The organism is Priestia sp. JV24, assembly GCF_025910025.1.
Lineage (GTDB): Bacteria > Bacillota > Bacilli > Bacillales > Bacillaceae_H > Priestia > Priestia megaterium.
Window position 1 is genome coordinate 253,947 of the sequence record NZ_JAPCIN010000022.1, and the last position, 14,441, is coordinate 268,387.

The 14,441-nt window shown below is 39.4% G+C and carries 12 protein-coding genes; 5 read left to right on the forward strand and 7 right to left on the reverse strand.

Annotated features, from left to right (window positions below):
- Window positions 1-7: 7 nt before the first annotated feature.
- From OK414_RS20570 to OK414_RS20585, 4 genes are all read right to left on the reverse strand, one after another.
- A complete protein-coding gene (locus tag OK414_RS20570) occupies window positions 8-1,249 on the reverse strand; it encodes an ABC transporter substrate-binding protein (RefSeq protein WP_263044999.1) in 1,242 nt (413 codons plus the stop codon).
- 66 nt (window positions 1,250-1,315) lie between these two features.
- Window positions 1,316-3,436: an amylo-alpha-1,6-glucosidase gene (locus OK414_RS20575; protein WP_263045000.1), complete on the reverse strand. Its 2,121-nt coding sequence runs from the start codon at window positions 3,434-3,436 to the stop codon at window positions 1,316-1,318.
- A gap of 87 nt (window positions 3,437-3,523) precedes the next feature.
- Window positions 3,524-4,540, reverse strand: coding sequence for a LacI family DNA-binding transcriptional regulator (locus OK414_RS20580; protein ID WP_034649513.1), 1,017 nt, complete (start codon window positions 4,538-4,540; stop codon window positions 3,524-3,526).
- Between the two features lie 147 nt (window positions 4,541-4,687).
- Entirely contained in the window at window positions 4,688-5,962 is a 1,275-nt protein-coding gene (locus tag OK414_RS20585) for an ATP-binding protein (protein WP_263045001.1), read from the reverse strand.
- A 271-nt stretch (window positions 5,963-6,233) separates the two neighbouring features.
- Between OK414_RS20585 and OK414_RS20590 the strand changes: the two genes are divergently transcribed.
- Window positions 6,234-6,998 carry a sulfite exporter TauE/SafE family protein gene (locus tag OK414_RS20590; RefSeq protein WP_025750122.1) on the forward strand — a complete coding sequence of 255 codons (765 nt, stop codon included), beginning with the start codon at window positions 6,234-6,236 and terminating at the stop codon, window positions 6,996-6,998.
- Window positions 6,999-7,230: 232 nt separating this feature from the next.
- Window positions 7,231-8,583 carry a cation:dicarboxylate symporter family transporter gene (locus tag OK414_RS20595; RefSeq protein WP_263045002.1) on the forward strand — a complete coding sequence of 451 codons (1,353 nt, stop codon included), beginning with the start codon at window positions 7,231-7,233 and terminating at the stop codon, window positions 8,581-8,583.
- A 27-nt stretch (window positions 8,584-8,610) separates the two neighbouring features.
- Here OK414_RS20595 and OK414_RS20600 read toward each other — a convergent pair whose 3' ends face one another.
- Both OK414_RS20600 and OK414_RS20605 read right to left on the reverse strand, forming a co-directional pair.
- The gene (locus OK414_RS20600) at window positions 8,611-9,006 is read right to left on the reverse strand and encodes a hypothetical protein (RefSeq protein WP_263045003.1); all 396 of its coding nucleotides are present in this window, start codon (window positions 9,004-9,006) and stop codon (window positions 8,611-8,613) included.
- 70 nt (window positions 9,007-9,076) lie between these two features.
- Window positions 9,077-10,048 (reverse strand): NAD(P)H-dependent flavin oxidoreductase, encoded by a 972-nt coding sequence (locus tag OK414_RS20605; protein ID WP_263045004.1) that lies wholly within the window; start codon window positions 10,046-10,048, stop codon window positions 9,077-9,079.
- A gap of 172 nt (window positions 10,049-10,220) precedes the next feature.
- On the opposite strand from OK414_RS20605, the gene OK414_RS20610 reads away from it, so the two are divergent.
- Window positions 10,221-12,263, forward strand: a complete 2,043-nt coding sequence (locus tag OK414_RS20610) for a catalase (protein ID WP_047930687.1) — start codon at window positions 10,221-10,223, stop codon at window positions 12,261-12,263.
- Between the two features lie 123 nt (window positions 12,264-12,386).
- Window positions 12,387-13,100 (forward strand): YoaK family protein, encoded by a 714-nt coding sequence (locus tag OK414_RS20615; protein WP_013058628.1) that lies wholly within the window; start codon window positions 12,387-12,389, stop codon window positions 13,098-13,100.
- Between the two features lie 27 nt (window positions 13,101-13,127).
- Here the strand turns inward: OK414_RS20615 and OK414_RS20620 are convergent, their stop codons facing one another.
- On the reverse strand, window positions 13,128-13,625 hold the full coding sequence (locus OK414_RS20620; RefSeq protein WP_047930689.1) for a GNAT family N-acetyltransferase: 498 nt from the start codon (window positions 13,623-13,625) through the stop codon (window positions 13,128-13,130).
- A gap of 200 nt (window positions 13,626-13,825) precedes the next feature.
- On the opposite strand from OK414_RS20620, the gene OK414_RS20625 reads away from it, so the two are divergent.
- The gene (locus OK414_RS20625) at window positions 13,826-14,407 is read left to right on the forward strand and encodes a YitT family protein (protein ID WP_013058630.1); all 582 of its coding nucleotides are present in this window, start codon (window positions 13,826-13,828) and stop codon (window positions 14,405-14,407) included.
- The last annotated feature ends 34 nt before the right edge of the window (window positions 14,408-14,441 follow it).

A 14,441-nucleotide genomic window follows, 5' to 3' on the forward strand; every position in this document is an offset into this window, starting at 1 on the left:
CCTAGTCTTATTCATAAATACTAATCTCTTGGTTTGCCTGCTTTTGTGCTTTTTTCAAAGCTGTTTCTAAATCACTTTGTCCCAAAAAGGCGCTTAAAAACTGGTTATTAAAGTTATTCATGATAATAGGTAAATACGGACCGTCTTGCCAGACAGTAGCATAAGCAGCTCCTTTTACTAATGGACCTCGTTTTTTGTCTTCAGCAAAACCAAGTTTATCCGCTACGGATTTTCTTGTTGGCAATGCGTACCCCTTACTTGTCCAAGTTTCCATTCCTTCTTTACCAGTTAAGTACTGAATGAGCTCCCAAGACGCTTTTTTCTTCTTCGAGTCAGCATTCATTACATACGCCACCGTAAATGCCATCGTATTTTTATGACCGTTTATTGTCGGAACTTCTGCTGTACCGTAATCAAGTTTTGGGAAGGACTCTTGTAGAAACGGAATCATCCAATTCCCTTCAATTACCATAGCCACTTTTTGTTGTGCAAACATGTCCGTGCCTGAGTTTGCGCCTACATCAGAGGGTTGTACAGACGTTTTATCTTTTAAATGCTGATCAATGAGCGGCTGAAGAGCGTCAACGACTTCTTTCGTAGCAAAATTTGCCTTATTGTTCTTTACCACGTCTCCTCCGTTTGCCTGCGCCATATAAAAGACACGTGCTAATTCCGGGGTGATACCAAACGCTTGAATCCCTTTCTTTTTAAATACTTTTGAAACTTCTTCAAACTCATCCCATGTTTTTGGTACTTCTACTCCTGCTTCTTTAAATAGCTTTTTGTTGTAAAATAAGCCTAATGTGGAGTAATCTTTTGGAAAACCATATGTCTCTCCATTTTTTTGAAACGCTTTCAATAATGGTTTCTCAAAATCTTGAACATCAAAATCAGACTTTACATAAGAATTCAAAGGTTCTAAAACGCCTGTATTAATAAGACCAGGCGCTTCAAGTGCATCCAGATAAAAAACATCTGGACCGTTTCCACCGATTAAACGTGTTTTTAAAATATCCATGTATTGATCAGTGATTACTTCATGCTTCACATGAATGGAAGGATGAAGATTTTCAAAGTCTTGAATAGTTTGATTAAGCAACTTTGTTTCTGTTGGGTTGCCTCCCCAGCCGGCCAACACAATTTCGACCCGATCATTTTCCCCAGAAACTTCTTGTACGTTTGAACATCCAGTTAAAACTGCTCCGGTCACTGCCAGCAGCAGACATAAAGCAAGTATCCACTTCTTCATCGGTTGTCTCCTTTCATTTCATTGACCTGCGGCTTATTAAGTGACGCCTAATAAGCCGCAGTCGAATTAACCTACATGAGCTCTTACTTTACATTGAGATAGAAGCTCGTATTTTGTCGTATTTTCCTTCACGTAAATAATAGTTTCGCTTCCTTCTTTTTTAACCGTTAATGATAGTTTTCCACTGCCAATCACAAGGTTTTCTACAGAGAGTTCATTCATATCGTCTATGAGCACAGGATTTATCTGTATCGTACCTGCTGTACTATCAGGAAACAGTCTCAGCATCGCCTGTACGAAAGCTAAAGGCGTGCCGGCTGCCCAAGCCTGAGGTGAACAAGCAACGGGATATTTAACAGGCTTATCAAGTTTACTTGAATAGCCGCAGAATAATTCTGGAAGGCGGTCGTATTCAAAATGCCCAGCTGCATCAACCAGCCCTTTTATAATTTTATTGGCTTCTGTTTGCTTGTTCGCTTTACTCAAACCAAGAACAATTAAACTATTATCATGCGGCCAAATGCTCCCGTCATGATAACTCATTGGATTATAGCCTGCTTCCCCTTCTGCCATTGTGCGGATACCGTATCCCGAAAACATAGATTCTGATACTAGCCTTTCTGCTACTTTGTTCAGCTTCTCCTCATCCATCATCTCGGCTAAAAGTACATGACCTGGATTTGACGTAACTGTTCCTACTTGATGTTTATGTTCATCGAGTGCAATTGCGTAGAATGATACGTCATCCATCCAAAAGGCTTCATTAAATTTTTTACGCAGCTGCTTTGCTTCTTCACGTAAATTATTTGCTTCAGTTGTTTTGTTTAACTGATCATATAAAGAAGCAATACCCATTTTTGCTTGATATACATAGCCTTGTACTTCCACTAAAGCAATGGGAGTTTTTGCATATTCACCGCTGCGATGGACAACAGAATCTCCTGAGTCTTTCCAACCTTGGTTAGCAATTCCTTTACTTGACTCTTGATGATATTCAAGAAATAAATCGCCGTCTCGATCCCCATATTCGTTGATCCATGTCAAAGCTCCATCAATAGTCATTTGCATTTCTTGTACAAACTCCAAGTCTCCCGTCCACTTTACATATTCCGTTAATAAAATTAAAAACAATGGCGTCGCGTCAATTGTTCCATAATACGGCGTAAAAGGGATTTGGTTTGTGTTAGCAAGTTCCCCGTAACGTATTTCATGCATAATTTTACCCGGCTGTTCATCACGCCATGGATCATTTGCCGTTCCTTGATACGCTGCCATCGTACGCAGCGTTCCTTTTGCTACTTCGGGATTAAAAGCCAGCATTTGAAGCGCTGCAATTAGACTATCCCTTCCAAATGGCACGCCAAACCAAGGCAACCCTGCTACTGGAAAGACACCGAATCCTACGTCCGTTAGCAGTACGCGCAGGTCGTTAAGTCCTCTTGTAATAAGACGCTGCATTGTCGGATGATCGGTTGTTACTTTTGTAGAAGATTTTTCCCATTTTTTATATGACTGGCGTAGTAAACTAAATGCTTCACCGGCTGATAAAATATCCTCATTGGTGTCTTCGCCCATTTGCGGCTGAACCATTAATGTAATTTCTTCTTCTTCTTGATGATTGAGTTCAACAGAAAATGTAATCTCTCCTTGCTCATCCACATATGAAGCTTTTTTATCCCAAAGAATCCGTGTAGCCCGCTTGATATCATCTTCTCCTTTGTATGTATATGTTAGGCTGCTTTCTCCTTTTATTTGCCCCGTTCGTTTTCCGACATTTCCAGTTTGAAAACCTCTTACGATGAACATATCGTTAAAATCGACATCTGCTTGCATACTTAATGTAAAAGCAATTCTTTTAGGAAAATAGCTTTTTAACTTTATTTTTTCGTAGAAAACCCCTCCATATATAAAGCGTTTTCTTTCTATTTCTAAAGACTCTCGCCATAGTACAAGCTCTCCTTCTTTTTCCATATGCGGATTAGTAAGAAGAATTGTGGCTAATAGATTCTCCTCTGCACTTGAGGTCAATAATACAGGATCTGCATCATTAATTTTCAAATGAAACTTGCTCAAAAAACGCGTATCTTTCATATATAATCCTAAACCATACTGATGGTTTTCGTTGATATTTCCTGCTGAATCAGTCAGTAAAAATAAGTCATTTTCTTTAATAACACGGTAATCCATTTTCATCCCCCTAAGTTTTACCGAAACGTTTTGGAAAAACGTCGCACAATACCGAAACGTTTCGGTTTTTACATTATATAAAAACCACTAGTTGTGGTTTTTAGCTGTTGATTCTCGAATGATCAGCTTTGTATCAAGATAACGCTTCATATTTGTTTCTTTTCCTTCTAACATCTCAATTAGTAAATCTGCAGCTTGATAGCCAATTTGATATACTTCCTGTCCTACAGTCGTCAAATTTGGAGACGAGTAAGAGGCAAGGACAATATTATCGTATCCGACAATCGAAATATCTTTCGGTACTTGAAGGCCAAGTTCTTTGCATGCTTTTAGTGCTCCAAGTGCCATTAAATCACTTGCACAAAAAATAGCAGTGACCTCTTTATGCCGATTTATAAGCTCCCGGGCAGCTTTCTCTGCTTTCTTTTCTTCAAAATTCCCGCTTACAACCCACTCAGAATGAAACGACAAACCGCATTCTTTGAGCGCTTCTCTGTATCCGTTGAGACGTTCTTGGCTGACAAATGCGTCTTCATGTCCGTTAATCATCCCGATATGCTGATGACCAAGACTCGCTAAGTGTTCAACTGCTTTTTTAGCTCCCAAGGCATTATCAGTCGTGACATAGCCCACTGAATTAGAATGAACGGGAATATCAACTAAAACACAAGGGATATCGCTTTCTACTACTTCTTTTAAATAAGGATCTTCTTTCTTAATACCTTGAATAATTGCCCCGTCTACCCTTCGCTCTCGACAAAGCTGGGTATATGTTTTTTCTCGTTGCATCATCGTGTTTGTATTGAATAAAATCAAATCATACCCTAAAGTAGATGCTCGCTCATTTACACCGCACAGCACTTCAAATGTAAAATTATCTTTTACGCTTTCTCTACTGATGCCTGAAACCAATAGTCCAATAGTCTTTGACTTTTGCATAACCAGTCCTCGAGCTAACGTATTAGGGCTGTAGTTCAGCTCTTTTGCTACGGCTGCAATCTTTTGCCGTGTTTTTTCATTTACATCTGAATAACCATTTAAAGCCCGAGACACCGTTGTTACAGATACGCCAGCAACTCGCGCTATATCTTTAATCGTTGTCACCTAAAATTCCTCCAAAACGTTTCGGATAACTTTAAATAGATTATAACGCTTTCATTTATTGAATTCAATACTTTTTTTAATAATCAGTTTACTCTTATCTATCTCTAAAACTTTTGCGTATAAAAAAAGCAGCCCTAAGGCTGCTCTTTATTCACAAAGTGGAAATTCAAGTGAAAAACACGTTTCTTTTCCTTTTACGCTAGACACACTCACTTTGCCCTTCATATAATGAATAATGCTAAAAGATACCATCGTTCCAAGCCCGGTACCTTTTTCTTTTGTTGTAAAATACGGTTCGCCTAGCCGGTTGATTTGTTCTTGCGTCATGCCGCAGCCCGTATCAATAATATCCACGATAACAGCTCCGCCTTCTTTTCCTACTTTAATAGTTAACGTGCCTCTGTTTTGCATCGCTTCAATACTATTTTTAAATAAATTGATTAAACACTGCTGAAGCTTTCTTCTTTCTCCCATAACGAAGCACTTCACTTCTTCATCAAATGTAAAATCAATCGCGACTCCATTCATATTTGCAAGAGGAGTCATAATATGGGTGACGTGATGAATCTCTTCTGAAATATTCATTTTTTCATTTCGTTCTGGTGCAGAATTGGCAAACAGCAAGTAATCATCAATGATTTCTTTTGCGCGGTCTAGTTCGTTAATCGCAATTGAAATGTAGCGTTTTTTAGCAGGTTCTTTTTCATCTTCTTGCAGCATTTGCATAAATCCTCTGCTTGCCGTTAGAGGATTTCGCACCTCATGAGAGATGCTGGCAGCTAAATGACTGACAATTTCTAGTTTCTCTGCTTTCATCAGGCGTTGCAGCACTAGTAAATTTGCCCGTATCGCTTCCCACAGTATGGTAATTACAAACATGCCTGCTACATCTAAAATCGCGAATTGAACCCACACGCTAATAGGAATGCTCGTTACGTGCAAGACAAAAATAGATACAAGCATAGCTAATAAAGAACCGATTATACTAAGACAGGTGCTTACGATAATTCTATTTTTTAATGAGAAATTTAAGAAGTATTTTGTTATGAAAAATAAAGGAATGGATAAAATCGGAAGAGCGATTAATGTTGATAAAAACCCTACATCGTACCCGCCAATTAGCAAGCGCAGCAGTAAAATAAAGACAAAAAGCAAGCTTCCAAGCGGCCAGCCCCCATATAACGTTCCTAAAATATAAGGAATTCTTCGTAGATCCATTCGATAGTCATCCGGGACATAAGCTCCGTTAACGGGAAACAAAAGGCAAAAGGTAATGGCTAAAATCGGAAATACCGCGATATAACGATCTTTCCACCAATGAATTTTTTTAGCATACTTGATTAAATAAAACATCTGCACTAAAAACAGCGCCAATAAAATAAATAAAAAATTAATTAACAAATCTTTCGTGACAAAACTCATGCATTCACCGGTCTTTCAAATGAGATAAAAATAAACTCTTTTATTGCATTTACATTTGTAACACAAATTAGAGCGTAATCATAGATAAATAAACGTATTCTATTTACTTTTTTATAACTTCCTATGACTTTATCGTCCGTTCCCTAAAATAGTGAAGGCTAAGAAAACCTTTTCAACTTTACTAAAAATATTCAGAATTTTATTTACATATGAGCTACAATGCTCTATAATCAGATCAATGTACTTGGTTTTGAGAGTAGGAGGACGAAATATGGAACTATCAATTACCCTAATGGGATTATTCGTTGGAACCCTTGTAGGCTTAACGGGGGTTGGAGGTGCCGCTTTATTAACACCTTTACTGATTGTACTCGGCATCAACCCTTCCATTGCTGTAGGAACAGATCTTGTCTACAATTCTATCACAAAATTATTCGGAGTCGCTCAGCACTACAAACAGCGAACCATTAACTTTAAATTAGCAAAATATTTAGCCTTTGGAAGTATTCCGAGCGCTGTGCTGGCTATTGTCACACTTCATGCATTTCCATCTTTTCACGAGCATCAAGAAACGATTATTAAGCACGCTCTTGGATATGTCATGACGCTGGTTGCCATTTCAATTATCTTTCGCGTCTTTTTTGATAAATTAATTCGCCCAAATCGGTTTCAGGAAATGGACTTAAATCAGAAAAAAGGATTAACAATCGGAATTGGCGTAGTCTTTGGATTCATTGTCGGACTAACATCGATTGGTTCGGGCTCATTATTTGCGATTGCGATGCTGTACTTATTTAAGCTAAAAACATCTGAGCTGGTTGGAACGGATATTGCACATGCGTTTCTTCTCGTTACGGTGGCTGGTATTTTAAATGCAAGCTTTGGAAGCGTGGATTACATGTTGACTGCTAACCTATTAACTGGATCTATTCCAGGTGTGTTAATCGGAAGCCGTTTATCAACGAAAGTGCCTTCAAGACCGCTTCAAGCCATTATGGCAACCATCATTCTAATTAGCGGAATTAAATTAATTTAACAAATAAAAGCACATGCCTTTGCATGTGCTTTTTATTAGTTTTTTTAAAGATTTGTATTAAAAATAATAATGTTTTAAACCACTCACTTCCCTTCTTATACACTTCAACTAATATTTTTATTGAATTTTAGTCAAAGAGACCAATGACACCTCAAACAACCTTACGTTAAAATGTAAAAAAACATAACATCTGTTGTGATATCCAAAAAATTGTACGACGAAGGGAGAACACATGACACAAACAGCGGCAAAAAGTAAGCAAAAACCTTTTTATAAAGGTCTTTTCTTTCAAATTATGATGGCAATTGTACTTGGCATAGCCGTAGGATATCTATGGCCAAGCTTTGGAAATGCTGTGAAACCGATTGGAGACGGTTTTATTAAGCTTATCAAAATGCTGATTGCTCCTCTTATTTTTGGAGTAGTCGTTGTTGGAATTGCCAAAGTTGGAAACATTAAAACAGTTGGGCGTATCGGCGGAAAAACCATTCTTTACTTCGAAATTGTCACAACATTCGCTCTATCGATCGGTCTATTAGTAGCAAACGTAATGAACCCGGGCACCGGTATGAATGTTGATCCTTCAAGCTTAAACACAAGCGAAGTGGACGCCAAGACAAACGGCTCCGAACTTCCGAGTGAAGGTGATTTTTTTCTTAATATGATTCCAGATAGTGCAGTTGGTGCTTTTTCAAGTAACTCCATGCTTCAAGTGCTTTTAATTTCTTGTTTGTTTGGCATCGCGCTTGTCCATATAGGCGGAAAAACAGCAGAGACCCTTTTAAATGTATTGGAGAAAGTAAATGATGTATTGTTTAAAATTATGGGATACATTATGAAATTAACGGCTCTTGCCACGTTTAGTGCCATGGCATTTGCAGTTAGTCAGTACGGTCTTGGAACACTTGCTGCATTCGGAAAGCTATTTATCGCTATGACAATTGCTTGTCTAGCATTTGTTCTTGTTTTAGCTGTTATTTTACGAATCTATTTAAAATTAAGTTTGTGGAAAGTCATTCTATATATACGAGAAGAAATTATGCTGGCATTTGCTACGGGTTCCACTGAAGCCGTTATGCCGCAGCTCATGGATAAATTCGAACAAGCAGGATGCAACAAAGCAGTCGTTGGCCTTGTTGTACCTACAGGCTATTCATTTAATCTAGACGGTGCTTCCATCTACTTGTCTCTTGCCCTCGTCTTTTTAGCACAAGCAACAGGCGTGGATTTGAGCCTCACTGATCAGCTTTTAATGCTTGGTGTTCTTCTTCTTACGTCTAAAGGAATGGCTGGTATTCCAGGATCAGCTTTTGTTGCTCTCTCTGCTACCGCAGCAGCAACCGGCTCCATTCCGGTAGCAGCCGTTGCTCTGATGCTCGCTCCTGATCGCTTTATGGGGAATTACCGGACTACAGTTAATATTATTGGTTATGCGGTAGCTGCTTTTATTATCGCACGATGGGAAAATTTACTAGATCTACAAAAAGCAAATGATGTGCTGGACGGAAAAATTGCGTATCAGCCCAAAAATGCTGCAATTTCTCTCCCAGAGAGTATTCCAGCCGCCAATGAAAAAGCATTTTAATAAAAAAATTTCCTGTCCGAGACAAGTCTATTTTGCTTGTTTTTCGGGCAGGAATTTAATTGTTACATGAAAGGCCTTTTGCTGAAACTTATTTTCTTCAAGTATTTTATATACCATTTGTTTAATCGTTTCTTGCGTTTTGGCATCTGATGAAACGGAAGGCTTCATATACACATCCAGTTCTACTCTGTCTTTTGAGTAAAGGGAAGAATTCACGCCCCTTGATTCATAGCCCGCTTCAGTTAAACCGCTGCTGATTTTATGCCAAATATCCAGTTTGTCCATTTGTTTAATAACAGGCTTTGCTTCTTCGTACACTTGTGCTTGCTGAGTCTTGGAAACTTCTTCTTTTTTAGTAAAAACTGCATACCCTGAACCTACTACTAAAAACGTCATAATAGCAAATGCTCGCATCCTTTTCATTCTCTCACCTCATTTAGAGATATAGATTATAAATATGCGAATAATTGCTGCAGTATGACGGCTTGTATCTCTACTTCTTTTCTACGATACTCAGCAGTCGTTTAGAACCAGCTTCTGCTTCTTCTATCATACTGTCAAAAAACTCTTGCACCGTTGGAATACTATCAATCAGTCCAACGACTTGACCTGCCCAGCCATAGCCTTCATCGATTTTATTTTCATAAATATACCGGCAGTTTGCCCCTCCGCTAATGACGTCTTTTAACTCTTCGTACCTCTCTCCTTGCTGCTCACGCTCAATAATGTCAAGGGTATAGTGAGACTTCAATACGCGTCCAGGTGCCCCGAACGAACGTTTAATAACTACAGTATCGGTTTCTTTTGCTTCTACAATAGCTTGTTTATACGCATCGTGGGCATCTACACATTCTTTTGTCGCGATAAAACGTGTTCCCATTTCTATCCCTTCAGCGCCTAATGATAACGCCGCCAATAATCCTTGTCCGTTTCCAATCCCTCCGCTTGCCAAAACCGGAATTGACACAGCCGCAGCTACTCGAGGAATTAATACCATTGTGCCCAGATCCTCACGTCCGATATGTCCTCCTGCTTCTTGCCCCACTGCCATGACAGCATCTGCTCCTAGCTTCTCAGCTTTTTGAGCTTGACGCACGTTGGCTACAAGCACGAGCGTTTTAATTCCCGTTCCTTTTAATCTCTCGAAAATAGGTGCGGGATTTGCTCCTGTTATGGAAACAACCGGCACGCCTTCTTCTACAGCTACGTCGAGAAGGTCTTTATAAGAACCTTCTGTTTGACCTCCAACAGCAAAATTAACGCCAAAAGGACGCTCAGTTAAAGAACGTACTTTCTTAATTTCAGCTCGAAGTTTCTCAGGTGTTCGGAGCGTCATAGCTGTGATTTGTCCAAGCCCGCCTGCATTTGAGACAGCAGCAGCAAGTTCTGCGTACGCTAAATAAGCCAGACCTCCTTGTACAATTGGATATTGAATTCCTAATAAATCTGTTACCCGTGTTTTCATCTATATATCCCCTCTCCTTTTATTTTCTTATTTATGAATACTTATTCATAATCATAACAAGAAAATAACGGATTTCCTACGAAAAAATTCCAACATTTCTGTTTGCTTCAACTTTTGATAGGGTACACATTTTGTAATGATTATTAACTAAAGATCAAGGAGGAAAACATGTATGACAAAAAAGCACCCTGTAAATGAAAAAAGCAAGCAAGAACAGCTCGAGCAGTTTAAAACAGATGATCGAAACCAAGCGCTCACAACCAATCAAGGGTTAAAGCTTTCCGAAGATGAATTTTCTTTAAAAGCAGGTGAACGTGGTCCAACCCTTATGGAAGACTTTCATTTCCGTGAAAAAATGACGCATTTTGACCACGAGCGCATTCCTGAACGCATCGTTCATGCACGAGGCTTCGCTGCTCACGGAGAATTTGAACTGTATGACTCTCTAAGTGAATATACAAAAGCTAAATTTTTACAGAATCCGTCTGTAAAAACACCTGTATTTGTCCGTTTTTCTACTGTAGCAGGTTCTAAAGGTTCAGCTGAAACGGTGCGCGACGCCCGTGGTTTTGCAACAAAATTTTATACAGAAGAAGGAAACTATGACTTAGTTGGAAATAACATTCCCGTGTTCTTTATCCAAGATGCGATTAAATTTCCGGACTTAATTCACGCTGTTAAGCCTGAGCCACACAACGAAATGCCGCAGGCAGCTTCAGCACACGATACGTTTTGGGATTTTGTCGCTAATAACCAAGAGTCTGCTCACATGGTCATGTGGTCAATGTCAGACCGTGCAATTCCACGCAGTTTGCGTATGATGGAAGGCTTCGGCGTACATACTTTCCGCTTAGTTAATGCAGAAGGAAAAGCTCATTTTGTCAAATTTCACTGGAAGCCTGTGCTCGGAACGCATTCCCTTGTTTGGGACGAGGCTCAAACAATTTCTGGGAAAGACCCAGATTTTCATCGCCGCGATTTATGGGAATCGATTGAAAACGGAGACTATCCTGAATATGAGCTAGGTATTCAAATCATAGATGAGGAAGATGAATTTAAATTCGACTTTGACATTCTCGACCCAACTAAGCTTTGGCCTGAAGAAGACATTCCCGTCAAATTGGTTGGAAAAATGACCTTAAATCGAAATGTAGACAACGTATTTGCCGAAACGGAACAAGTCGCATTCCATCCGGGACATGTGGTACCGGGAATTGATTTTTCCAATGATCCTCTCTTACAAGGAAGATTGTTTTCATACACGGATACCCAGCTTATTCGTCTTGGCGGTCCGAATTTTCACGAACTTCCAATCAACCGTCCAGTATGCCCGTTTCATAACAATCAACGAGACGGTTACGGACGTCAAACGATTAACAAAGGGCCTGTCAGCTATCACAGAAACTCTCTTGCAGCCAATACCCCGGCTCCTGTACCAGAGTCAGGGGGCGGTTATGCTCACTATCAAGAAAAAGTGGAAGGAAGAAAAGTTCGAAGCCGAAGCGAAAGTTTTAAAGACCACTTTTCACAGGCAACGCTATTTTGGAATAGCATGAGCGACACTGAAAAAGAGCATATTATCAGTGCTTTCAGCTTTGAGCTTGGAAAAGTGAAAAGCAAGTCTGTTCAGCAGCAGGTCGTTGATATGTTTGCCAACGTCAGTACAGTGCTAGCTAAACAAGTAGCACAAGCGATTGGTGCAACGCCTCCATCAGGAGAAGACGCGCCAGTGACCAAGTCATCTCCGGCTCTTAGTCAGGAACAGACGATTAAAAAGCCGAATACGCGTAAAGTAGCTGTCATTGTAGCTAATGACTTTAGCGGTGACCTACCACAAGTGTTAAATAGTTTAAAACAACAGGGCATTCAGCCTGAAATTGTAAGCACAACCCTCCAAAACGTGAAAGGAACAGACGGATCAGAACTTGAAGTACAGCACACGTTCTTAACAAGTGATTCTGTTTTATTCGATGCGGTCTATGTTGTCGGAAGCGCGTCGGCTGATGAGAAGTTTCGTAAAGAAGCACTGACATTTGCTCAAGAAGCATTCGAGCATTTTAAACCAATTGGCGCGACGGATGAAGGTGTTAAGTGGCTAAAAGCTGCTGGTTTAGATAGTAGTCCCGGTGTCGTAACTGGAGAAACTACACGCTTTACAGATGAATTTATTGAAGCTATTTCAGCTCACCGCCACTGGAATCGTCACGTTATATAAATTACAAAAAAGATAGGGACCTACCCTATCTTTTTTATATGAAATCACAGTAATTGAAGAAAAGCTTCTCTTTTGCTTATACTAGATAATGCACCTTAGATTTTCAGGAGGCAGAAAGAAGACATGCTCACAAACAAATCATCTTACTTTTTACAATTAACGAAACGATTCAAAAAAGCTGCAACGGCAAATTCAGTTATCCTTGGAATTTTGTTAGCTATTGTGGGAGGTTTTCTTGATGCTTATACGTATATAAGCAGAAACGGAGTATTCGCAAATGCACAAAGTGGAAATATCGTCTTATTAGGTGTAAAGGCAGCGCAAGGTCAATGGACAGAAGCTTTTCTTCATATTCCACCTATTGTAGCCTTTATCCTAGGCGTTGCTGTAACCGAAACATTTAAGCAGCCGCGATTTGTATCTGTACTCCCTGATACTTCTCGTATCGTATTGCTTTTAGAAATTGTCGTACTCATTATCGTTGGTTTTTTACCGTCTAGTGTTCCTAATATGTTGGTTACAGTAACAATTTCATTTGTTGCTGCTCTTCAAGTTTCTTCATTTAGAACTTTGATAAAATGGTCATATAATACAACCATGACAACCGGAAACCTTCGTACTGCTTCTCAAGCAGCATACTATGCTATATTCAAACGCGATGAAAATGCTGCTTATCAGTGCCTTCGTTTTACCGCCATTATCCTCTCTTTTTTGAGCGGGGCATTGTTAGGTTCTATTTCTACTTTCACCCTGGGGACAAAAGCAGTTTGGTTAGCTTCTGCTATTCTTTTTCTCGCTTTTGTCATTTTAAATTCAGAATCTCAAAAAAGCCTTTGAAATCATTGATTTCAAAGGCTTTTTTTATTAAACTGATTTTCTAAATGCCATAACGTGCAAATCTTTTACCGGATAAAAATCGTTATCAGGAAAGCGAACGTAACCTCTTTTAGTGTACAGCTTAATGGCATGTTCCATTGAATGATCTGTATGTAAACCTAAATAAGAACACCCTAGCTCCCGAGATTCTTTTTCACACGCTTCAAGAAGCGCGTTGGCGACTCCTTTTCGGCGATGCGACGGAGCAACTGCCAGCAGACGAATTTCAGCCCATGGAAATGGCTTTAACAATCCTCCGTATACATCCGTATTTGGGGGATAAAACAAAACGCTTCCTGCCATTTCTCCATCGATTTCAGCTACAATGCACTCAAATTTCTTTTCTTCACTCAGGGTATGTAAAATTCCCTTTCGATATCTTTTCCAGTGTGCTTCTGATTTTACAGCTGCATATTGCTCATAAGCAGCAAGCGTCACTGTTTCAATAGATGATGTTTCTTCTTCTCTAGCTTTTCGAACGATCAATTTTTTCTCCTCCATTTACCTTCTTCGTTAATTCTTATTGTCTATGGTGAACCATGTTTATGCAACACATTTGCATCTTAAAACAGCTTCCTTTGCATATATTTAATCCGTTCATTATGGTTTCTAAAGCGGTCTTTGTGCTGAAACTCTGCTTGTCTTCATATACATATAAAGAGATTCATAGACAAGGATGAGACAGCATGTATAAAAAATTGATTGCAATTGGAATTGGCAGTGTGTTTGTTAGTATTGGGATTAACGTTTTTATTCTTCCGCTTCAGCTTGTAACAGGAGGCATTACCGGAATTAGCTTAATCATTAATTATTTACTTGGCTATAAAGTAGGTGTGATGATTTTTTGCTTAAACTTGCCGATTTACCTTCTCGCCTTGGGTTTTAACCGCTCTTATTTTTTAAATGCTATCTATGGCATGGTTCTCTCAGCCGTTATGATTGATTTGCTGTTTCCGCTTCACGGGATTTTTCACCTTCCCATTATCTTAAGCGCTTGCCTTGGAGGTGTTTTTAACGGAATCGGAACCGGCATCATGCTCCGGCAGCACGCAAGTCAAGGCGGGGTCGACTTATTTTCTCTGATACTTGCGAAATGGTTATCTTTAAACCCCGGCATCATCATTTTAGTGATTGACGCATCTATTATTATTTCAGGTATTTTACTGCTTCAAAACGATACAGCTATTTATTCATTATTCATTGTTGTATGCTCTGGTATAGTGACCAGTTTAATTACGTCATTCAAACGCATCATCGTCTATGTATAAGGAAAAAGCCTCGAGACATGCGTCTCGAGGCTTT

Excerpts from the sequence above, each read along its gene's own strand:
- OK414_RS20570 (WP_263044999.1), bottom strand. The coding sequence starts at position 1,249 with ATGAAGAAGTGGATACTTGCTTTATGTCTGCTGCTGGCAGTGACCGGA.
- OK414_RS20575 (WP_263045000.1), bottom strand. The coding sequence starts at position 3,436 with ATGGATTACCGTGTTATTAAAGAAAATGACTTATTTTTACTGACTGAT.
- OK414_RS20585 (WP_263045001.1), bottom strand. The coding sequence starts at position 5,962 with ATGAGTTTTGTCACGAAAGATTTGTTAATTAATTTTTTATTTATTTTA.
- OK414_RS20590 (WP_025750122.1), top strand. The coding sequence starts at position 6,234 with ATGGAACTATCAATTACCCTAATGGGATTATTCGTTGGAACCCTTGTA.
- OK414_RS20595 (WP_263045002.1), top strand. The coding sequence starts at position 7,231 with ATGACACAAACAGCGGCAAAAAGTAAGCAAAAACCTTTTTATAAAGGT.
- OK414_RS20600 (WP_263045003.1), bottom strand. The coding sequence starts at position 9,006 with ATGAAAAGGATGCGAGCATTTGCTATTATGACGTTTTTAGTAGTAGGT.
- OK414_RS20605 (WP_263045004.1), bottom strand. The coding sequence starts at position 10,048 with ATGAAAACACGGGTAACAGATTTATTAGGAATTCAATATCCAATTGTA.
- OK414_RS20610 (WP_047930687.1), top strand. The coding sequence starts at position 10,221 with ATGACAAAAAAGCACCCTGTAAATGAAAAAAGCAAGCAAGAACAGCTC.
- OK414_RS20615 (WP_013058628.1), top strand. The coding sequence starts at position 12,387 with ATGCTCACAAACAAATCATCTTACTTTTTACAATTAACGAAACGATTC.
- OK414_RS20625 (WP_013058630.1), top strand. The coding sequence starts at position 13,826 with ATGTATAAAAAATTGATTGCAATTGGAATTGGCAGTGTGTTTGTTAGT.